Origin of the sequence: Pseudomonas sp. GL93, from assembly GCF_003408955.1 — a bacterium.
Taxonomy (GTDB): Bacteria; Pseudomonadota; Gammaproteobacteria; order Pseudomonadales; family Pseudomonadaceae; genus Aquipseudomonas; species Aquipseudomonas paracarnis.
In genome coordinates this window covers 80,874-101,959 of record NZ_NKRF01000095.1, presented here as the reverse complement: position 1 = coordinate 101,959, position 21,086 = coordinate 80,874, and the positions used below count along the sequence as shown (strand labels likewise).

General features: G+C 61.5%; 19 protein-coding genes. 8 read left to right on the top strand and 11 right to left on the bottom strand.

Annotated features, from left to right (window positions below):
• Positions 1–3: 3 nt before the first annotated feature.
• The 7 genes from CER19_RS21990 (at position 4) to pqqE (ending at position 6,597) form a co-directional block, all read left to right on the top strand.
• Positions 4–798 (top strand): carbon-nitrogen hydrolase family protein, encoded by a 795-nt coding sequence (locus tag CER19_RS21990; RefSeq protein WP_116667960.1) that lies wholly within the window; start codon positions 4–6, stop codon positions 796–798.
• Positions 799–846: 48 nt separating this feature from the next.
• Complete coding sequence (gene pqqF, locus CER19_RS21985; protein WP_116667959.1) at positions 847–3,222, top strand: pyrroloquinoline quinone biosynthesis protein PqqF; 2,376 nt, start codon at positions 847–849, stop codon at positions 3,220–3,222.
• A 158-nt stretch (positions 3,223–3,380) separates the two neighbouring features.
• On the top strand, positions 3,381–3,455 hold the full coding sequence (gene pqqA, locus CER19_RS21980; protein WP_003194766.1) for a pyrroloquinoline quinone precursor peptide PqqA: 75 nt from the start codon (positions 3,381–3,383) through the stop codon (positions 3,453–3,455).
• Positions 3,456–3,526: 71 nt separating this feature from the next.
• On the top strand, positions 3,527–4,438 hold the full coding sequence (pqqB, locus tag CER19_RS21975) for a pyrroloquinoline quinone biosynthesis protein PqqB (RefSeq protein WP_116667958.1): 912 nt from the start codon (positions 3,527–3,529) through the stop codon (positions 4,436–4,438).
• A gap of 11 nt (positions 4,439–4,449) precedes the next feature.
• Positions 4,450–5,202, top strand: coding sequence for a pyrroloquinoline-quinone synthase PqqC (pqqC, locus tag CER19_RS21970; protein WP_003194770.1), 753 nt, complete (start codon positions 4,450–4,452; stop codon positions 5,200–5,202).
• Positions 5,199–5,474, top strand: coding sequence for a pyrroloquinoline quinone biosynthesis peptide chaperone PqqD (pqqD, locus tag CER19_RS21965; RefSeq protein ID WP_116667957.1), 276 nt, complete (start codon positions 5,199–5,201; stop codon positions 5,472–5,474). Before pqqC ends, pqqD begins: the two co-directional genes overlap by 4 nt.
• Positions 5,467–6,597, top strand: a complete 1,131-nt coding sequence (gene pqqE / locus CER19_RS21960) for a pyrroloquinoline quinone biosynthesis protein PqqE (protein ID WP_052200001.1) — start codon at positions 5,467–5,469, stop codon at positions 6,595–6,597. The genes pqqD and pqqE overlap by 8 nt, the downstream gene beginning before the upstream one ends.
• A 5-nt stretch (positions 6,598–6,602) precedes the next feature.
• Here pqqE and CER19_RS21955 read toward each other — a convergent pair whose 3' ends face one another.
• Together CER19_RS21955 and CER19_RS21950 are read right to left on the bottom strand one after the other, a co-directional pair.
• On the bottom strand, positions 6,603–6,761 hold the full coding sequence (locus tag CER19_RS21955) for a YqaE/Pmp3 family membrane protein (RefSeq protein ID WP_003194776.1): 159 nt from the start codon (positions 6,759–6,761) through the stop codon (positions 6,603–6,605).
• A gap of 215 nt (positions 6,762–6,976) precedes the next feature.
• Positions 6,977–8,239: an aspartate aminotransferase family protein gene (locus CER19_RS21950; protein WP_116667956.1), complete on the bottom strand. Its 1,263-nt coding sequence runs from the start codon at positions 8,237–8,239 to the stop codon at positions 6,977–6,979.
• A 209-nt stretch (positions 8,240–8,448) separates the two neighbouring features.
• Here CER19_RS21950 and CER19_RS21945 point away from each other — a divergent pair, with 209 nt between their 5' ends.
• Positions 8,449–9,348, top strand: coding sequence for a LysR family transcriptional regulator (locus CER19_RS21945; protein ID WP_116667955.1), 900 nt, complete (start codon positions 8,449–8,451; stop codon positions 9,346–9,348).
• 226 nt (positions 9,349–9,574) lie between these two features.
• Here the strand turns inward: CER19_RS21945 and CER19_RS21940 are convergent, their stop codons facing one another.
• From CER19_RS21940 to bioF, 9 genes are all read right to left on the bottom strand, one after another.
• Positions 9,575–11,353 (bottom strand): acyl-CoA dehydrogenase C-terminal domain-containing protein, encoded by a 1,779-nt coding sequence (locus tag CER19_RS21940; RefSeq protein WP_116667954.1) that lies wholly within the window; start codon positions 11,351–11,353, stop codon positions 9,575–9,577.
• Positions 11,354–11,584: 231 nt separating this feature from the next.
• A complete protein-coding gene (locus CER19_RS21935) occupies positions 11,585–13,354 on the bottom strand; it encodes an acyl-CoA dehydrogenase C-terminal domain-containing protein (protein ID WP_116667953.1) in 1,770 nt (589 codons plus the stop codon).
• Between the two features lie 90 nt (positions 13,355–13,444).
• Positions 13,445–14,734, bottom strand: coding sequence for a diguanylate cyclase (locus CER19_RS21930; protein WP_116667952.1), 1,290 nt, complete (start codon positions 14,732–14,734; stop codon positions 13,445–13,447).
• 317 nt (positions 14,735–15,051) lie between these two features.
• On the bottom strand, positions 15,052–16,857 hold the full coding sequence (locus CER19_RS21925; RefSeq protein WP_014720204.1) for a phenylacyl-CoA dehydrogenase: 1,806 nt from the start codon (positions 16,855–16,857) through the stop codon (positions 15,052–15,054).
• Between the two features lie 323 nt (positions 16,858–17,180).
• Complete coding sequence (locus CER19_RS21920) at positions 17,181–17,462, bottom strand: hypothetical protein (protein ID WP_034128847.1); 282 nt, start codon at positions 17,460–17,462, stop codon at positions 17,181–17,183.
• Between the two features lie 106 nt (positions 17,463–17,568).
• A complete protein-coding gene (gene bioD / locus CER19_RS21915; RefSeq protein WP_116667951.1) occupies positions 17,569–18,249 on the bottom strand; it encodes a dethiobiotin synthase in 681 nt (226 codons plus the stop codon).
• Positions 18,246–19,058, bottom strand: coding sequence for a malonyl-ACP O-methyltransferase BioC (gene bioC, locus CER19_RS21910; RefSeq protein WP_116667950.1), 813 nt, complete (start codon positions 19,056–19,058; stop codon positions 18,246–18,248). The genes bioD and bioC overlap by 4 nt, the downstream gene beginning before the upstream one ends.
• On the bottom strand, positions 19,051–19,782 hold the full coding sequence (locus CER19_RS21905; protein ID WP_014720207.1) for an alpha/beta fold hydrolase: 732 nt from the start codon (positions 19,780–19,782) through the stop codon (positions 19,051–19,053). Before CER19_RS21905 ends, bioC begins: the two co-directional genes overlap by 8 nt.
• Complete coding sequence (bioF, locus tag CER19_RS21900; RefSeq protein WP_116667949.1) at positions 19,775–20,956, bottom strand: 8-amino-7-oxononanoate synthase; 1,182 nt, start codon at positions 20,954–20,956, stop codon at positions 19,775–19,777. Before bioF ends, CER19_RS21905 begins: the two co-directional genes overlap by 8 nt.
• Positions 20,957–21,086 lie beyond the last annotated feature (130 nt).

Here is a 21,086-nt window from a genome sequence, read left to right as displayed (position 1 = left end):
AGCATGCGTGTCGCCCTGTACCAATGCCCGCCGCTGCCGCTGGATGTGGCCGCTAACCTGCAGCGCCTGCACCAGTTGGCCCATGAGGCACACGGCGCCGATGTGCTGGTGCTGCCAGAGATGTTCCTCAGCGGCTATAACATTGGCGCCGAAGCCGTTGGCGCACTGGCCGAGGCACAGGATGGGCCATCGGCGCAGGCGATTGCCCAACTGGCGCAAAGTGCTGGGCTGGCGATCCTGTATGGCTACCCGGAACGGGCCGAAGACGGCCAGGTCTACAACGCGGTGCAGTTGATCGATGCTCAGGGCAACCGCCTGTGCAACTACCGCAAGACTCACTTGTTTGGCGATCTTGACCACTCGATGTTCAGCGCCGGCCCCGATGATTTCCCGGTGGTGGAATTGAACGGTTGGAAGGTGGGCATGCTGATTTGCTACGACCTGGAGTTTCCGGAAAACACTCGGCGCCTGGCCCTGGCCGGTGCCGAACTGATCCTGGTGCCCACCGCCAATATGGTGCCGTTCGACTTCGTTGCCGACGTCACCGTGCGGGCGCGAGCCTTTGAAAACCAATGCTTCGTGGCCTATGCCAACTATTGCGGGCACGAAGGCGAAATTCACTACTGCGGGCAAAGCAGCATTGCCGCGCCGGACGGCCAACGAATTGCCCAGGCCGGCCTGGATGAAGCCTTGATCGTCGGCACCCTGGATCGCCAATCTATTGTCGACGCCCGCGCCGCCAACCACTACCTGCAAGACCGTCGCGCCGAACTCTACGGCGCACTGCACAAGCCCTGACCCATTGGGTTTGCTAGCATAGGCCCTTCCCACGCCTCGGAAGTGCCCATGCCTGCGCCGGTTCACCCTCATCCCGTTCACCTGACCCTCGCCAATGACCTGCGGGTTTGCCTGCGCCATGCGCCGCGCTTGAAGCGTTGCGCCGCCGTTTTACAGGTGGCTGCCGGCAGCCATGACGTGCCATTGGCTTCGCCTGGGCTGGCGCATTTTCTTGAGCACTTGTTGTTTCTCGGTACCGAGCGCTTTCCAGCAGGCGAAGGGCTGATGGCCTACGTGCAGCGCCACGGTGGGCAGGTCAACGCCAGCACCCGTGAGCGCACCACCGAGTTCTTCTTTGAACTGCCGGTGCCGGTTTTTGCAGACGGGCTGGCGCGTTTGGCGGATATGCTGGCTCACCCACGCCTGGCCCTCGACGATCAACAACGTGAACGCGAAGTGCTGGACGCGGAGTTCATCGCCTGGTCCCAGGATGCCAAGGCCCAACAGCAAGTGGCGCTGCTGCAAGGCTTGGCGGCAGATCATCCCCTCCGAGGTTTTCATGCCGGCAACCGCGACAGCCTGCCGGTGGAAAGCGACGACTTTCAGCACGCCTTGCGTGGGTTCCACGCAGACTTTTATCAAAGCGGGCAGATGACCTTGAGCCTCGCCGGCCCACAATCGCTGAGCGACCTTCAGGCCTTGGCCCAGCAGTTCAGTGACCAACTGACGCCCGGGCCATTGCACCCGCAGGCCGCTCCACCGGCCTTGATGCAAGGCTCGGCACGCTGCTATCAACACACGGCCGATCGCCACCTGCATCAAGTCATTACCTGTGACGCGCCACGGGAAGCGCTGGCGTTTCTCTGCACCTGGCTCAACGCCTCGGCCCCCGGCGGGTTGTTCGCCGAACTGCAAGCACGACGACTGGCCACCGCGCTGCAGGCGTCCGTGCTGTACCAATTCGCGGATCAAGCCGTGCTGGATATCCACTTCACTCTCGGCAGCGAGCGCGAACCGGCCACGCCGATCGAAGAGTTGCTGCACGACTGGCTGAGTTTCTTCGCACACAGCGACTGGACAGCGTTACGCGAAGAGTTCGCCTTGCTCAATGCTCGCCAACAACAGGTCCAAGGCGCCCTGGCGTTGGCGCGCAACGATGCCCAAGACCTGTCGGAACAAGGCGCAGCAGCCCTCAAGACCATGCTCGATTCACTGCACCTGCCCGCCTCCCGGCACCCTTGGCAACTGCCGCCCAACAACCCTTTGCTTCGTGCGCCCGCCAAGGAAGAACGCGCCGGCCTGATTCGCGGCCAAACGAGCGCCCATCGTGGCTTGCGTACCTTTGCTCAGGATCGCACACGGGGCCGGCGGGAGCGGTCGACATTGACCTTCAGCCAGGCATTGGCGGATGACACTGGGGAAGGCGCGCTATACCTGCACTGGCGGTTTGACTCGGCCGTACCCACCGGGCTGGAAGGCCTGTTGCGGCCGTTGCGCGAACAGGCACGCCAGGCGGGCGTCGAGTTGTCTTGCGAAGCGATCGCCACTGACTGGCAGGTGAGAATGCACGGCCTTCACGAGCCCATGCCGGCGGTGCTCGAAGCACTGGCGCTGTGTTTGAGTGACTCGAATGAACCTTTGCCTGCGCCCGCTCCCGTGCCGATGATCGCCATCCGGGAACTGCTCAAGGCGTTGCCTGCTTGCTGTGCGAGTGTTCAGCCCGAGCCTCAGGAGACGACAGCATCATGGGCTACCGCGCGCTGGCAGGGGCTGGGCACGGGCCTGCCCCCCGCCTGTGAAACCGCGATCAAAGCCGCAGCGGCCCGGCTGCCTGGGCAACCGGCAACTACGCCTTTCACACCCCGGGCCCTTGACGGACAAAAGCGCTGGCAAGAAGTCAGCACCGAATCCAGCGAAGCAGCGCTACTGTTATTTTGCCCAACGCCGACTCAATCCCTCGCCGATGAAGCCAACTGGCGGTTGCTCGGGCACGTGCTCCAGGGGCCGTTCTACCAGCGTTTGAGAGTCGAACTGCAAATCGGCTACGCCGTGTTCAGCGGCATCCGACAGATCAACGGCCAAACCGGCCTGCTGTTTGGGGTGCAATCGCCCAGCACTTCCCTAGACGGCATCGTCCAACAGTTGCAGACCTTCCTGGGGCAACTGCCGTCGTTGATCGACCGCAGCCCCGACGTGGGTAACCAGGCCCTCGCACAGCAGTTCGCGGCCCAGACGCTGCCCATCAACGAAGCTGCCGACTTGCTCTGGCATGCGCACCTGGCAGGTCATTCGTCGGGCTATCTGGATCAGCTTCAACAGTTGATCCAAGCGTGCACACGCGAGGATGTGCAGCGCGCCGCGCAACAACTCAATGACGCCGCAGGCGGCTGGCAATGCGTGGCCAACGGGCCGCGTATCAACGACGACTGGCAAGCAGCGCCGTGATCATTGCCAACCCTGCAACAGGCTTTCTCCACCGAGACAGCGCTAACTTTAATAAAATTGCGTAACATTGCGCAGCAATATCTGAACATCTCCAATGGGAGGTGGACTATATGTATTACTTGGTAGTGAACGTCCCATCCCTTGATAGGAGTAAGAATATGACCTGGTCCAAACCTGCTTACACTGATCTGCGTATTGGTTTCGAAGTCACCATGTACTTCGCCAGCCGTTGATTGGCTGAGTGATACAACGCCTCGGTTCGCCCGGGGCGTTTTTGTTTTGAGCTGTGCTTGATGGAGCGATCATGTTTGTCCAGATTCTAGGTTCCGCCGCCGGCGGTGGCTTCCCGCAGTGGAACTGCAACTGCGTGAATTGCGCAGGCTTTCGCGATGGCAGCCTGCGGGCCCAGGCGCGTACCCAGTCGTCCATCGCGATCTCCGACGATGGCGTGAATTGGGTGCTCTGCAATGCCTCGCCGGATATCCGCGCGCAACTCCAGGGCTTTGCGCCCATGCAACCGGGCCGCGCCCTGCGCGATACCGGCATCAGCGCAATCATCCTGATGGACAGCCAGATCGACCACACCACCGGCCTGCTGAGCCTGCGCGAAGGCTGCCCGCACCAGGTGTGGTGCACCGACATGGTCCACGAAGACCTGAGCACCGGTTTCCCGTTGTTCACCATGCTGACCCACTGGAACGGTGGCCTGGCCTGGAACCGCATCGAGCTGGACGCCAGCTTCACCATCCCGGCCTGCCCCAACCTGCGCTTCACGCCGCTGCCGCTGCGCAGCGCCGCACCGCCCTATTCGCCGCACCGCTTCGACCCGCACCCCGGTGACAACATCGGTCTGATCGTCGAAGACCTGCGCACCGGCGGCAAATTGTTCTATGCCCCGGGGCTGGGCAAGGTCGACGCACCGCTGCTGGACATCATGGCCGGCAGTGACTGCCTGCTGGTCGACGGCACGATGTGGGACGACGATGAAATGCAGCGCCGTGGCGTCGGCACCCGCACCGGGCGTGAGATGGGCCACCTGGCACAGAACGGCCCCGGCGGCATGCTTGAAGTGCTCGAGCAATTGCCCAAACAGCGCAAAGTGCTTATCCACATCAACAACACCAACCCGATCCTCGATGAAGACTCCCCCGAGCGAGCGGAGCTGGTGCGACGCAATGTCGAAGTGGCTTACGACGGCATGAGCATTGAATTGTAGGAGCGATCGAAATGACCGACACACCGTTGAGCAAGGCTGAGTTCGAAGCGGCCCTGCGCGCCAAGGGCGCCTTCTACCATATCCATCACCCCTACCATGTGGCGATGTACGAAGGCCGCGCCAGCCGTGAGCAGATCCAGGGCTGGGTCGCCAATCGCTTCTACTATCAGGTGAATATCCCGCTGAAAGACGCGGCGATCCTGGCTAACTGCCCAGACCGTGAAATCCGTCGCGAATGGATCCAGCGCCTGCTCGACCACGACGGCGCGCCCGGTGAAGACGGCGGTATCGAAGCCTGGCTGCGCCTGGGCCAGGCTGTGGGCCTGGACCCCGACCAACTGCGCTCCCAAGAGTTAGTGCTGCCCGGCGTACGCTTCGCCGTGGACGCCTATGTCAACTTCGCCCGCCGCGCCAGCTGGCAAGAAGCCGCCAGCAGCTCGCTGACAGAACTGTTCGCGCCGCAAATCCACCAGTCGCGCCTCGACAGTTGGCCCCAGCATTACCCGTGGATCGACCCGGCCGGTTACGAGTACTTCCGCACACGGTTGGGCCAGGCCCGTCGCGATGTGGAACACGGCTTGGCGATCACCCTGCAGCACTACACCACCCGCGAGGGGCAGGAGCGCATGCTGGAAATTCTCCAGTTCAAACTGGACATCCTCTGGAGCATGCTGGACGCCATGAGCATGGCTTACGAACTCAAACGCCCGCCCTATCACAGCGTGACCGAACAGCGGGTATGGCATAAAGGGATCACCCTATGAGCTTTGATCGCAGCAAAAAACCGAGCTGGCGCCAGGGCTATCGCTACCAGTACGAGCCTGCACAGAAAGGCCATGTGTTGCTCTACCCCGAAGGCATGATCAAGCTCAACGATAGCGCCGCATTGATCGGTGGCTTGATCGACGGCGAGCGCGACGTTGCGGCAATCATTGCCGAGCTGGATAAGCAGTTCCCCGGTGTGCCAGAGCTGGGTGAAGACATCGAGCAATTCATGGAGGTCGCCCGTGCTGAGCACTGGATCACCCTTGCCTGAAAAGCCAGCCATCGGCCTGCCGCTGTGGCTGCTGGCCGAGCTGACCTATCGCTGCCCGCTGCAGTGCCCGTATTGCTCCAACCCGCTGGATTTCGCCGAGCAGGGCAAGGAGCTGAGCACCGAACAATGGATCAAGGTATTTCGCGAAGCCCGTGAAATGGGTGCTGCGCAGTTGGGATTTTCCGGCGGTGAGCCGCTGGTGCGCCAGGACCTGGCCGAACTGATCGGCGAGGCTCGCAAGCTGGGCTTCTACACCAACCTGATCACCTCAGGCATCGGCCTCACCGAACAAAAAATCAGCGACTTCAAGAAGGCCGGCCTGGACCATATCCAGATCAGCTTCCAGGCCAGTGACGAGCAGGTGAACAACCTGCTGGCCGGCTCGAAAAAAGCCTTCGCGCAAAAACTGGAAATGGCCCGAGCGGTGAAAGCCCACGGCTACCCGATGGTGCTGAACTTCGTCACCCATCGGCACAATATCGACAAGATCGACCGCATCATCGAACTGTGCATTGCGCTGGAAGCGGATTTCGTCGAACTCGCCACCTGCCAGTTCTACGGCTGGGCACAGCTTAATCGCGTGGGTTTGCTGCCCACCCGCGAGCAGTTGGTGCGCGCCGAACGCATCACCAATGAATACCGCGCCAAACTGGAAGCCGAAGGCCATCCCTGCAAGCTGATCTTCGTGACACCGGATTATTACGAGGAGCGCCCCAAAGCCTGCATGAACGGCTGGGGCAGCATCTTCCTGACAGTCACACCCGACGGCACCGCCCTGCCCTGTCACGGCGCGAGGCAGATGCCAGTGCAGTTTCCCAATGTGCGCGACCACAGCATGCAGCACATCTGGTACGACTCATTTGGCTTCAATCGCTTTCGTGGCTACGACTGGATGCCTGAGCCATGCCGTTCATGCGACGAAAAAGAAAAGGACTTCGGCGGCTGCCGTTGCCAGGCCTTCATGCTCACCGGTGACGCCAGCAACGCCGACCCGGTATGCAGCAAATCCGAGCAGCACGGCATCATCCTTCAGGCGCGGGAAGAGGCCGAACATGCCACCCAGACCATCGAGCAACTGGCCTTTCGCAATGAGCGCAACTCAAGGCTCATTGCAAAAGGCTGAGGGCCTCAACGCTTGGCGATGATGTACACCGCGTGGATGATGCCAGGGAAGTAACCGCACAGGGTCAGCAGGATATTCAGCCAGAATGCGCCGCCGAAGCCTACTTGCAGGAACACACCCAATGGCGGCAGCAGAATGGCGATGATGATACGAATGATGTCCATGGGTCAGCTCCAGAAAATCGGCTCGTGTGAGCCGTGTAGCTAATCGACCTTGGCGGTTCGTGAGGGTTCAGTGGATTCTGGCATTGGGCCATCTCAGGCCAGAATCTCCAGCCATCTTTTCACACCACAAATTACCCAGACAAAAAAACGCCCCCAGCCAAAAGAATCAGGCTGGAGGCGCCGCGTATGCCGCGAGACGGTTCAGGAAACTGGGATCAAACGGCGATGCCCTTGCGGCATTGCACTTGAGCGGTACGCACCCGAGAAAAGGCGCGGGCGAGCCGCAGCAGCATTTCGTCGATATGGGTTTTGCTGATGTTCAGCGCAGGCGTAAAGCGCAGGCAGTCAGGTTGCGCGGCAGTGAGGATCAAGCCTTCGTGCAGCGCGGCCTTGACCACTGCAGCGGCGCAATCGTGCGACAGTGTCAGGCCCCAAAGCAGCCCGTTGCCGCGCAAGGGCCCATGGTCGTAACGGTAGGCCAGGCGGGCAAGGCCTTCTGCCAGGTACAAGCCGGATTCGCGTAGGTGCTCGAGAAAGCCGTTCGCCAATAGGGTATCGAGTACTGCGATACCCGCAGATGCCATCAGTGCATTGCCATGATGTGTACCGTCCAGCTCACCCGCTTCGAAGCAACAGGCAGTACCACGCGCCAGCAGCGCCGCCAGGGGCACGCCACCGCCCAGGCCTTTGCCCAGGGCAATGATGTCGGCGCGCACGCCGTATTGCTGTTCAGCCAGCACGCTGCCACAGCGTCCCATGCCCGTTTGCACTTCGTCGAAGATCAGCAGAATCCCCAGTTCGCGGCACAGGCGTTCGACGCCCTTGAGGTAATGCTCTGTCGCGGGGATGACACCGCCGCCGCTTTGTATCGGCTCCAGCATGATGGCGACGGTCTGCGCATCGACCGCTGCGTGCAGGGCAGGCAGATCGTTAAACGGCACCTGGCTGAAACCTGGCAACTGCGGTTCAAAACGGTTCTCGCAGGCCACAGCCGACGCCGACATCGCCCCAAGGCTCCGGCCATGGCAGCCATTGCTTACCGTGATGATGTGGTAAGCGCCGCCACGATGCAGCTGGCCCCACTTGCGTGCCAACTTGATGGCCGCTTCACAGGCTTCGGCACCGCTGTTGAGCAAGTAGGCCTGGTCGCTGCAGGTGTGGTGGCACAGACGATCGACGAGGTCTAGTTGCGCGCGGTTGTGCAAACCCAGGCCAGGGTTGATCACGGTGTGCATCTGTTTGGCAATGGCGTCGCGCACGGCCTGAGGACTGTGGCCCAGGCTGTTGGCGCCGCCGCCTTGACTGAAATCCAGATAGGCGCGGTCGTCAGCGTCCGAAAGCCAGGAGCCCTGCCCCTGCACAAATACTTGGGGCGGGCGCGCCACAGTGGGCATCAGGCACTGGCTGGAAACCTCTGCACGCGGGGCATGCACAACCAGGTCATCCAGACTCGGCGCGAAGCGACGGAACAAGTTCACACTTCACCTCCGTTGGCAACCTGACCTTGGTCGATGCCGCCTGCCAATGAGGCCTTCAGATTTTTAGCCTTGCCTATGTAAACGCTATCAACAAAAACGCTCTTCATTGTCCGATCCGGCCCTGTAAGCCCTGCGAATAGACGCTAGACTAGGCGCCTCGGGGGCCAGCGGCCATTTCGATTTTCCAGCTTTTTCGATAAGCAAACCTTATGGATTTCAAGCAACTGCGTTATTTCGTCGCGGTGTATGAGGAAGGCCACGTAGGCCGTGCCGCGGAGCGTCTGTCGATCTCCCAGCCAGCGCTGTCGCAACAGATTCGTCAACTGGAACAGAACCTCGACGTCAGCCTGTTCGAACGCAGCAGCAAGCGCCTGTTGCCGACCCTGGCGGCCCACACCCTATACAACCATGCGTTGCCGCTGATTGATGGTATGCAGCAAGCCGTCGAGGCGCTGCGCAACTTCAAGGGCCAGGCCATGCGCACCCTGGCCATCGGCGTGCTGCAAACCGTGCACACCAGCCTGGTACCGCAGATGCTTGAGCGCGTGCGCAAGGCCCAGCCCCATCTGGTGGTGCAGATCTACGAGCTGACCGGGCTTGAGATTGAACGGCGGTTGCTCCATGGCTCACTCGATATTGGCATCAGCTACCTGCCACCCCGTCAACCGGGCCTGCATGGCGTGCTGCTGTATGAAGACGAGTTGAAAGTGGTGATTCCCGAAGACCATCCGTTGCGCGAGTTCAAGAAAGTCTCGCTCAAACAAGCCGCCGAGTTACCGATGTTGCTGTTGGGGGAAGAGTTTCAGGTTCGGCAGATCTGGCAAGGCCAATTGTCCAACCTCGGGCGGCGTCCGCAAGTGCAGGCGGAGCTCAATACCATGGTGGGCATTCTCGACAGCCTGCCTCACACCCGCTTGGCGACAGTACTGCCTGGGCGCTCCCAGGACGAACACAACAGCAAGGCGCTGCTGTGGAAACCCTTGAGCGAGCCCAGGGTACCGCTGAAAGTAGGGTTGGTATGCCGCGATGTGCAACGCCAGCAGGCGACGGTGGCGTTGCTGCGCACCCTGCTGGAAGACGTGATGAATGCCCCGTCGGCAACCGCCTGACTTTTTCGCGGGCAAAAGAAAACCCCGCCGAAGCGGGGCTTTGCAGACTGTTTCCCTGACATCCATTTCACTCCGCCGTCCTGGCAGAATCCTACGTGTCCGTGTTGTTGCTTTGCGCTTCCTGCGCGACGTCCATGTGAAGTAGATTAGCCGTGGATCCAATGTGGCGATAGAGGACGATTAGCAGCACGTCATGTAAGAGAATGCTTACACGCCCTCCTCACCCTTAAAACAGGGCTTCATCCATCAGGAACAGTGATTCGCTACCGGCTTTTACCGATGCACTCAACGAGTGGATACGCGGCAACAGACGGGCAAAGTAGAAACGCGCAGTCCCCAGTTTGCTGGCGTAGAAATCCTCTTCGCCTTCCTTGCCCAACGCCGCCTTGGCCATGCGCGCCCACATATAGGCATAGGCCATGTAGCCGAACGCATGCAGGTATTCCACCGAGGCCGCGCCGATTTCATTGGCATTGCTCTTGGCGCGGTCCAGCACCCAGGCCGTCAACTCATCCAGGTTATCCACTGCCGCACTTAGCGGCTTGGTGAATTCAGCCAACTCGGGGCCCGATGCGGCGATGAACTGGCGGATCTCATCGGCGAACAAGGTATAGAACGCACCGCCGCTGCCGACGATCTTGCGGCCCATCAGATCCAGGGCCTGAATGCCGTTGGTGCCTTCGTAGATCTGAGTGATGCGCACGTCACGCACCAGTTGCTCCTGGCCCCACTCGCGGATGTAACCATGGCCACCAAACACCTGCTGGCCCAGTACGGTGGTTTCCAGGCCCAGGTCGGTGAGGAACGCCTTGGCAACTGGCGTCAGCAACGCCACCAGGTTATCGGCACGCTCGCGCGCCTGCGCATCGTTGCTGAACTTGGCGATGTCCAACTGCGTCGCCACGTAGGTGGAGAACGCCCGGCCGCCTTCGTTCGCCGCCTTCATGGTCAGCAACATGCGACGGACATCCGGATGCACGATGATCGGGTCTGCCGGCTTGTCCTTGGCCTGAGCCCCCAGCGGGGAGCGGCTCTGCAGGCGGTCGCGGGAATATTCAATCGCGTTCTGATAGGACCGCTCGCCAGAAGCCAAGCCCTGGATACCGACGCCCAGGCGCTCATAGTTCATCATGGTGAACATCGCCGCCAAGCCACGGTTGGGCTCACCGACCAGGTAGCCCACGGCTTCGTCGAAGTTCATCACACAGGTGGCAGATGCCTGAATACCCATCTTGTGTTCAATGGAGCCGCAGTTCACCGGGTTCCGCGCGCCCAGGCTACCATCAGTATTCACCAAGAACTTTGGTACCAGGAACAGCGAGATGCCCTTGGGCCCGGCCGGTGCATCGGGCAGTTTGGCCAGCACCAGATGGATGATGTTATCGGTCAGGTCGTGCTCGCCACCGGTGATGAAGATCTTGGTGCCGCTGACCTTGTAGGAGCCGTCCGCCTGAGGCTCGGCCTTGGTGCGGATCATCCCCAGGTCGGTACCGGCATGGGCTTCCGTCAGGCACATGGAACCGGCCCACTCACCGGAATACATCTTCGGCAGGTAGGTGGCCTTGAGTTCTTCACTGGCGTGGGTGTTGATCGATACACAGGCGCCGGAGGTCAACATCGGGTACAGGCCGAAAGCCAGGCTCGACGAGTTGATCATCTCTTCAACCTGCGCCGACACGGCCTTGGGCATGCCCATGCCGCCATAGGTCGGGTCGCCGCCCACACCCACCCAGCCGCCTTCGGCGTAGGTGTTGTAAGCCTGGGGAAAACCGTCGGGAGTAGTGACTGCGCCGTCGGCCCAGTGGCAACCTTGCTCATCGCCGCCGCGGCTGAGTGGGGCGATGGATTTGGCGGTAACCTTGCCGGCCTCTTCCAGGATCGCCTCGACGGTTTCGGCGTCAACGCTGTCTGCCAATGCCGGTAACTGGGCCCAAGTGTTAGCGACCTCAAATACTTCGTTGAGGACGAAGCGCATATCACGCAACGGCGCTTTGTAATCAGCCATGGCAAACCTCGTGAGAACGTGAAAAGTAATTCGATAGGATCGGTTTTACAGACCTCAAGTGTACCCGAACAACTTTTAAGACACATAGGGTCTGTTCGTGACCATTAAGTATTTACAAGTCACGCAAGGAGCCTTTTTGTAGGAGCGAGCTTGCTCGCGAAAAACCCAAGAACACCCCGCTAAACCAGACATGCGCGCAATCGTTGAAGTTCTTCGCGAACAAGCTCGCTCCTACAGGGAGAAAGCCTCGGCTGGGAGACTCATCAGGCATTCGCCCCCCGCCTCCACCGCAGCACGGTGCATGGCCGTACGCGGCAACAGGCGCTTGAAGTAAAAGTCGCAGGTCGCAAGCTTCGCCTGGGCAAACCCTTCGTCATCCTGCGCGTGCGCCGCGATCGCCATGCGCAGCCACAGGTAGGCAAGGATGATGTAACCGCTGTACATCAGGTAATCCATGGCCGCCGCGCCCACTTCGTCAGGGTTTTTCATCGCCGCCGTGCCGACCTTCAGGGTCAGTTCGCCCCATTGCTGGTTCAGCTCATTGAGTTGCGCCACCTGGGCCTTGAGTTGCGCATGCTCGGCATTGGCCGCGCAGAACTTATGCACAATCTTGGTAAACCCACGCAGCAACTTGCCCTGGCTGCCCAGCACCTTGCGCCCGAGCAGGTCCAGGGCCTGGATACCGTTGGTGCCTTCATAGATCGGCGCAATCCGTGCGTCACGGGCCAGTTGCTCCATGCCCCACTCACGAATATAGCCATGGCCACCGAATACCTGCATGCCGTGGTTGGTCACCTCCAGCCCGGTCTCAGTCATAAAGGCTTTGCAGATCGGCGTGAGGAAGGCCAGCAGATCTTCGGCTTCCTGGCGTTGGCCGGCGTCGCTGCCCAGGTGCGCGGTGTCGAGCAACTGCGCGGTGAAATAGGTCAAGGCGCGGTTGCCCTCGTTGAAGGCTTTCATGGTCAGCAGCATGCGGCGTACATCGGCGTGCACGATGATCGGGTCGGCGGCTTTTTCCGGAGCCTTGGCGCCGGTGAGCGAACGCATTTGCAGGCGGTCGTTGGCGTACCTGATCGCGCCCTGGAAGCTCGCCTCGCCGTTGCACAGGCCCTGCATGCCGGTGCCCAGGCGTGCGTGGTTCATCATGGTGAACATGCAGTTGAGGCCCTTGTTCGCCTCGCCAATCAAATAGCCTTTGGCGCCATCGAAGTTCAACACGCAGGTGGCCGAGGCCTTGATGCCCATCTTGTGTTCGATGGAGCCGCAGTGCACCGCATTGCGCTCGCCGGAGTCGGCATGGAACTTGGGCACGATAAACAATGAGATGCCCTTGGTGCCCGCCGGTGCGTCCGGCAGCTTGGCCAGCACCAGGTGGATGATATTGGCGCTCAGGTCGTGCTCGCCGGCCGAGATGAAGATCTTGCTGCCGGTGACCGCGTAACTGCCGTCCGCCTGCGGTAAGGCGCGGGTCTTGATCAAGCCCAAGTCGGTGCCGCAGTGGGCTTCGGTCAGGCACATGGTGCCAGTCCATTCGCCGGCGGTGAGTTTGCTCAGGTAGGTGGCTTTCTGCTCGTCGGTGCCGTGGGCGTGGATGGCCGACATCGCCCCGTGGGTCAGGCCCGGGTACATGCCCCAGGAGGTGTTGCTGGAGCCGATCATCTCGCTCAGTACCAGGCCCAGGGAATGGGGCAGGCCCTGGCCACCGTAGGCCGGGTCTGCCGCCACGCCGTGCCAGCCGCCTTCCACATACTGGGCAAAGGCTTGCTTGAAGCCTTTGGGCGTAGTCACCACGCCATTCTCGAAATGGCAGCCCTCTTCATCGCCGCTGCGATTGAGCGGCGCGAGTACGTTTTCGCAGAACCTGGCGCCTTCTTCGAGGATCGCACTGACCATGTCCGGGCTGGCATCCGTGGCGCCCAGGGCCGCGTAGTGGCCGTGGAAATCGAATACGGTGTCGATCAGAAAGCGCATGTCGCGCAGGGGAGCTTTGTACTCAGGCATGGCAATGTCTCCAGCAGCAGATAGGGTTAACCTACTGCCGGCCATGGCCGTGGACAATCACTGTAGCGCTGCTGAATACAGCGCCATTACTCAACCGGCAGCGCTCTCCATGCGTACCGCGCCACGGCGGGTTTGCCCGGCTGCGACCACACAATTACGCCCCGCCCCCTTGGCGGCGTACAGCGCCTGATCGGCGGATTTGAGCACCTCGTCGGGGCTGCGTTGCTCGGCCTGACGCTCGGCCACGCCGATGCTTACCGTCACCGACACACTGGACGCGCCGCTGCCCGCACGGCGCTGGCGGCCTTGATGGTCGTCCTGGGGGCGGTCCGGGTTGCGCAACTTGATGTCGTAGCTGGCGATGATCTCGCGGATCTCCTCCAGGTGCGGCATGCACTCATCCAGGGTCTTGCCGGCAAACACCACGGCAAATTCTTCACCGCCGTAACGGTAGGCGCGCCCGCCGCCGTTGACCTTGGACAGCTTGCTCGCCACCAGGCGCAGCACCTGGTCGCCCACGTCGTGGCCGTGGGTGTCATTGAAACGCTTGAAGTGATCGACGTCGCTCATCGCCAGCACATAGTTGCGACCTAGCCGCTGCATGCGCTCGTTGAGGGCACGGCGCCCCGGCAAGCCGGTGAGTTCATCACGAAACGCCATTTGATACGCCTCGTGCGCCACCCCCGCAGCGATCATCAGCATCACCTGGCTGCACATGATGTTGAGGGTGAACGGCAGGATGAAGGTTTGCGGCAACATCCAGAACATGCCCAGCAACCCCACCAGTTGTGCGGCGTGCAGCGGGCGCGGCTGGTACCAGTATTGGGCAGCCAGGGTGAGAAAGCCGATCAGGAACATTGGGTACGAGAGCTGGATCAGGCTCATCCAGGCGCCATGCAGCATCGGCCAGCGAATCTCCGCCAACCAGCCCAACAAGGCCTGGGGAAAACTCTGCTCCAGGGCCAGCGCCACACTGCCCACCGCCAGCAGCACCGCGCAGCGGGCGACGAAGTCACGGAACAGATGGGTTTTTTCCTGCCACAGCGCATAAATGCTGAACAGCAATGGCAACAGCAGGCAGCACAGGTGAAACACCACCGCAGCGTCTTCACGCACGCGGCCATTGTCGCGGTAGAAGTCGGTCTGGGTATCCAGCAGGAAATAGGCGACGTACACCGTGACCATCAGGAACAGTTCACGCTGGCGTCGATACACCGCGCAGTAAGCGCCACCGAGCAGCAGCACCAGAGTGGGCAGCACGTTGAACAGCGAGGTGAAGAAGACGCTGAGGTCCTTGACGTACGCAGCCGAGAGCCCGGCCAGCAACAGCAGCAGCGAAGGGAGAAAATGGCTGAAACGTACAGCGGACACGCGTGACAAGGGTAAAGCTCCGACCCGCTAACAAATAATGGCACTGTGCCTCTAAGCGATCAGTTAAGCACAACCGACCGAGCATGTATCACATTGCCATCACTGTAACGGCAGCTCATCGCAATCCCTGAGCGCATTGCTGCGGTTTTTTAGACGCGCACCCTGTAGGAGCGAGCTTGCTCGCGAAAATGTCACCGGCAACGCGTTTAACCAGACCGCCCGCGTTATCGTTAACGACCTTCGCGAGCAAGCTTGCTCCTACACAAGTGCAAAAAAACCGCCGCGTCCCGAAGGAGGCGGCGGCTTTTAGAAGAGCCCGGTAAGGCTTAGTAAGCCAGGCCGAAGTCTTCTTCTTTCATGTCCATCAGGTTGTTGGCGCCCGACAGCATGGTTGCCACGTGGGTGCGGGTACGCGGCAGGATGCGCTGGAAGTAGAAGCGCGCAGTCTGCAACTTGGCGGTGTAGAACGCCTCTTCGCTGGTGCCGGCGGCCAGTTTCTCGGCGGCCAGGCGTGCCATGTCGGCCCAGAAGTAAGCCAGGCACGCGTAGCCGGAGTACATCAGGTAGTCCACCGAAGCGGCGCCGACTTCTTCACGGTCTTTCATCGCGGCCATGCCGACCTTCATGGTCAACTCGCCCCACTCTTTATTCAGCGCCGCCAGCGGTGCCACGAACTCTTTGACCGCGTCGTTGCCTTCGTTGGCCTGGCAGAACTTGTGCACGATCTTGGTGAAACCCTTGAGCGCTTCGCCTTGGGTCATCAGCACTTTACGGCCGAGCAAGTCCAGCGCCTGGATACCGGTGGTGCCTTCGTACAGCATCGAAATGCGGCTGTCGCGCACGTTCTGCTCCATGCCCCACTCAGCGATAAAGCCGTGGCCACCGTAGATCTGCACGCCGTGGTTAGCCGATTCAAAACCGACTTCGGTCATGAACGCCTTGGCGATCGGGGTCATGAAGGCCAGCAGGGCATCCGCCTGTTTCTTGGCTTCGTCGTCGGTGCCGTACTTGACGATGTCCACTTGCTTGGCGGTGAAGTACACCATCGCACGGTTACCTTCGGCGAAGGCTTTCATGGTCAGCAGCATGCGGCGTACGTCAGGGTGCACGATGATCGGGTCAGCAGCTTTGTCCGGTGCTTTCGGGCCGGTCAGGGAGCGCATTTGCAGGCGATCACGCGCATATTTCAAGCCGCCCTGGAAGCCGATCTCGGCGTGAGCCAGGCCTTGCAGCGCGGTGCCCAGGCGAGCGGTGTTCATAAAGGTGAACATGCAGTTCAGGCCTTTGTTCGCCGGGCCGATCAGGAAACCGGTGGCCGCGTCGAAGTTCATCACGCAGGTGGCGTTGCCGTGGATGCCCATCTTGTGTTCCAGGGAACCACAGGTGACGGCGTTGCGCTCGCCCACCGAGCCATCGGCATTGGGCAGGAACTTAGGCACGATAAACAGCGAGATGCCTTTGGTGCCAGCCGGTGCGTCCGGCAGGCGGGCCAGTACGATGTGGACGATGTTGTCGGCCATGTCGTGTTCGCCGGCCGAGATAAAGATCTTGGTACCGGAGACTTTGTAGGAACCGTCAGCCTGAGGCTCGGCCTTGGTGCGCAGCATGCCCAGGTCGGTGCCGCAGTGTGGCTCGGTCAGGCACATGGTGCCGGTCCATTCGCCCGACACCAGCTTGGTCAGGTAAGCGTCTTGCTGCTCGGGGGTGCCGTGCTCGGAAATGGTATTCATCGCGCCATGGGATAGGCCAGGGTACATGCCCCACGACCAGTTGGCTTCGCCCACCATTTCGCTCACGGCCAGGCCCAGGGATTCCGGCAGGCCTTGGCCACCGTGCTCCACGTCGTGGGCCAGGCTTGGCCAGCCGCCTTCGACGAATTGTTTGTAGGCTTCTTTGAAACCCGCAGGGGTTTTAACGCCTGACTCACTCCAGGTACACCCTTCAATGTCGCCCACGCGGTTCAACGGTGCCAGTACTTGCTCACAGAACTTGGCGCCTTCTTCAAGGATGGCGTCGACCATGTCCGGAGTAGCGTCCTGGCAAGCCGGCAGGCTCTGATAGTGCGCTTCATAACCGAGCAGTTCGTCACGAACGAAGCGAATATCACGCAAGGGGGCCTTGTAGTCAGGCATAGCGATAAACCTCTGCTGATGTAACTGGGATGAACAACCGCGTGGATTTGTTATGGCGGTCAAACAGGTGTTTGAAACATACGTTTACCACCCAAGGTTGTCAAGCGTCGGCCAGATGCCGTTTGTCTTGACGCAGGTCAGCGTCAGGCACAGCGAGGCCTGCGGCGGGATGCCTCATGAGTCAAGGAAGGAAAAAGTACAGAAGAACGATTGTGGGAGCTGGCTTGCCTGCGATGCAGACGCCATGGTGTATCAGGTCGTACGCGTTGATGCTGTCGCAGGCAAGCCAGCTCCCACAGAAGAGCGGGCGTGCGATAGAGAAGTTAAGCGTAGGTATCGATCAGCGTACCGAGCATTTCATCCGAAGCCTTGGCGACTTTCGCCCCCAGCTCGACTTGAAACTTGCCCTGGGCCATTTCCACCATGTTGCTCGCCGAATTGGACGCTTGGGCGCGGTCATTGGCTTGCAGACGATCGCTTTGCGCGGCCGATGGCTGGGTGGTCGCGGCGCTGGCAATCTTGCCGGCCGCCTGGTCGACGCGGTTCTGCCCGGTCTGAATGCTGCTCAGGCCCGAATAAAACGCGCTGCTGCCAGAGATTTCCATGGCGTAAGCCTGCCTTTAGAGAATAGTGAAGACCGATTGAACCAGACATCCTGGCAAAAGGCCCGTCAAAAACACTAATGGCATATTGCCTTAGTGATAGCCAAAATCAGTCAAGCAGGTCCAGTTCCAAGTACTCGGCCACCGCGGCAGCCCCGGCGTGCTTGAGTTTCGGCACTCGCCCCAGGCAAGGCGCGGGCAGGCGCTCAGCCAGGGTGGCGAGGTTTTCTTCCAGACGAGAGGTCTTGGGGTCGATGATATTTGCCACCCAACCCGCCAGCGGCAAGCCGTCCCGTGCAATGGCTTCGGCGGTGAGCAACGCGTGGCTGATGCACCCAAGGCGCACGCCTACCACCAGGATCACCGGCAGTTTGAGCGCCATGGCCAGGTCCGACAGGTTGGCCGGGTCGGCCAAGGGCACGCGCCAACCGCCCGCCCCTTCGATCAAGGTGAAGTCCGCGCCCCGTGCCAGGATCTGCTGCATCGGCTTGAGCAGCGATTGCACCGTGAGCCCGACGCCCGCCTCGCGCGCTGCCAGATGCGGCGCGATAGCTGGTTCGAAGGCCACCGGGTTGACCTCGGCATAACTGAGCGGTACGGAACACTCGGCCAGCAACGCCAAGGCATCGGCATTGCGCAGGCCCTGGGCTGTCAGTTGGCAGCCCGACGCCACCGGTTTTCCAGCGGCCGTGCTTTTGCCGGAGAGCCTGGCGGCATGCAACAGGCCCGCGGCGATGGTGGTTTTGCCAACATCGGTGTCTGTACCGGTGATGAAGTACGCGGCGCTCATAACGGTTTCTCCAGTACGGCATACACCACCTGGTACGTGGCGGGCAGGCCCTGGGCCTGGCGGAACTGCTCGTAGGCCTCTACAAGCGCGACAATCCGCGCACGGCCCGTCAACCCTCCCGGGCGGCCTGGGTTGAGGTTGTGGGCGCCCAATGCCTTGAGCTCATGGGTCAGGCTGCGCACATCCGGGTAATGCAATACGTGGGGCTGTCGCTCCAGGCTGATCACGCGCAAGCCACTGGCCGCACACAGTTGCTGATACGCCTCGAAGGTGCGGAAGCGATTGACGTGGACCAGGCCGTCCGCCGCCCGCCAACTCTCGCGCAACTCATCCAGGGTGCCTACGCACAGGCTGGCAAAGGCCAGCACGCCACCTGGTCGCAGCACACGCCGGGCTTCGCTGAGCACCGCATCAAAAGGGGCACACCACTGTACCGCGAGGCTGGAGAAGAGCAGCTCAAAGCTGTCAGCTGTCAGCGGCAAGCGTTCGGCATCACCGGCTATAAAGTGCGCGGCACCGCCCAGCGGACGCGCGTGGTTGAGCATGCCCTCGGCAATGTCCAACGCCACACCTTGGCTGCCGGGCAAACGCTCGCCCAATACGCGGCTGAAGTAGCCCGTGCCGCAGCCCATGTCCAGCCAACGCTGTGGCGCCAGGGCGTGCGGCAAACGGCTGAGCAGTTCATGCCCGACCGCACGCTGCAACTCGGCCACGCTGTCGTAACTGGCCGCCGCACGGGAGAACGAGGCCGCAACCTGACGCTTGTCCGGCAAGCCCCCAGGCAAGGGCGGGTGGGATAGGTCAGTCATCAACACACTCATGCAAAAAAGCCTGGATGGCCCCGGCTACTCCGTGAGGGTCTTCCAGAAGAAACGCGTGACCGGCCTGTTCAATCAGGCCGATTTCTACATCGGGGAGCAAGGCCAGCAGGTCACTGGCGGCTTCGGCAGGCACCAGCCCATCCAGGCCGGCAAACAGGTGCAACTGCGGCCCACGAAACGCCTGCAAGGCCGCCCGCGTATCCAGTTGGGCCAGCAGCTCCAGGCCGGGCATCAAGACGCTGGGGGAGGTATTCGGCGCCCCACTGACCAACAACCGCGACAAGCCGCGCGGGTCTTCGGCACCCTTGGCGCACAACAGGCCAAAGCGCTTGAGCGTGACCTGGGAATCGGCGTGGCAGCCGGCCAGAAATGCATCGAAGGTTTCAGCAGGCATCCCATGGGGCCAGCCGTCATGGGCGACGAAACACGGGTTGCTCGCCAGCGTCAGCAAGCCACAGCACCGCTCGCCACGGCGCGCCGCCAACTCGGAAGCCAGCATGCCGCCCAGTGACCAGCCCCCGAGCCAGGCGTTGTCCGGCAGCGTCGCATCGAGTTCATCGAGCCATTCACCGAGTTCGCTGGCCTGCAGCGCCGGTAAGGGTTCGATCTGTACCTGCAAGTGCTCGTTCAGGCCGTGCAGCGCAGCGGCCAACGGTTCCAGCGGTGACACACCCAGGCCCCAGCCCGGTAGCAGGATCAGTCGATTACGCATAGCCGGGCTCCGAGGCGTCTAACAAGCGAAAACACGCTTGCAACCCGTCTAACAATAGCTGCACCTGCGCCTCGCTGTGGGCCGCCGTCAATGTCACCCGTAGACGGGCACTGCCGGCGGGCACGGTCGGGGGGCGAATGGCGGTCACCATCAGGCCGCGCTCGCGCAGCATCTGCGAGAGGCGCAGTGCCCGGGCGCTGTCGCCAATCAGGATCGGCTGGATCGGCGTAAAGCTGTCCATCAACGCCAGGCCTATCTGCTGCGCGCCATGACGAAACTGGCGGATCAACGCGTTGAGGTGCTCGCGTCGCCAATGTTCGCTGCGCAGCAGTTCCAGGCTTTTGAGGGTGGCGCAGGCCAGTGCCGGCGGTTGGCTGGTGGTGTAGATATACGGACGGGCGAATTGGATCAGGCTCTCGATCAAGTCCTCACTGCCGGCCACAAAGGCCCCGGCGGTGCCGAACGCTTTGCCCAAGGTGCCAACCAGCACGGGCACGTCGTCCTGGCTCAAGCCGAAATGCTCGACGATACCGCCGCCATTGGCGCCCAGCGGGCCGAAGCCATGGGCGTCATCCACCATCAGCCAAGCACCTTTGGCCCCGGTTTCACGGGCCAGCGCGGGCAGGTCGGCGAGGTCGCCGTCCATGCTGAACACACCGTCGGTGACCACCAAGGTATTGCCGGTGGCTTTCTCCAGGCGCTTGGCCAGGCTGCCTGCGTCGTTATGCAGGTAGCGGTTGAAACGCGCCCCGGACAGCAAACCGGCATCCAGCAAGGACGCGTGGTTAAGCCGGTCTTCCAGTACCGTATCGCCCTGCCCCACCAGCGCCGTGACCGCGCCGAGGTTGGCCATGTAGCCGGTGGTGAACAGCAAGGCACGCGGGCGACCGGTCAAGTCAGCCAGGGCTTCTTCCAGTTCATGGTGCGGTGTGGCGTGGCCCACCACCAAATGCGAAGCGCCACCGCCCACGCCCCAGCGGGATGCACCGGCGCGCCAGGCTTCGATCACTTGCGGGTGATTGGCAAGGCCCAGGTAATCGTTATTGCAGAAGGCCAACAACGGTTGCCCGTCCACCACCACATGCGGGCCTTGGGGGGTCTGCAGCAAGGGGCGCTGACGGTAAAGATGGTCGGCACGGCGGGCAGCGAGGCGCGCGGCGAGATCGAAAGACATGCTGGCCTCGATTTAACAGGTTCAACTCAATCCAATGGGGGAGCTGGCTTGCCTGCGATAGCGGTCCTTCTGACACTTCAATGCTGAAAGTGCCGCCGTCATCGCAGGCAAGCCAGCTCCCACACTGGAA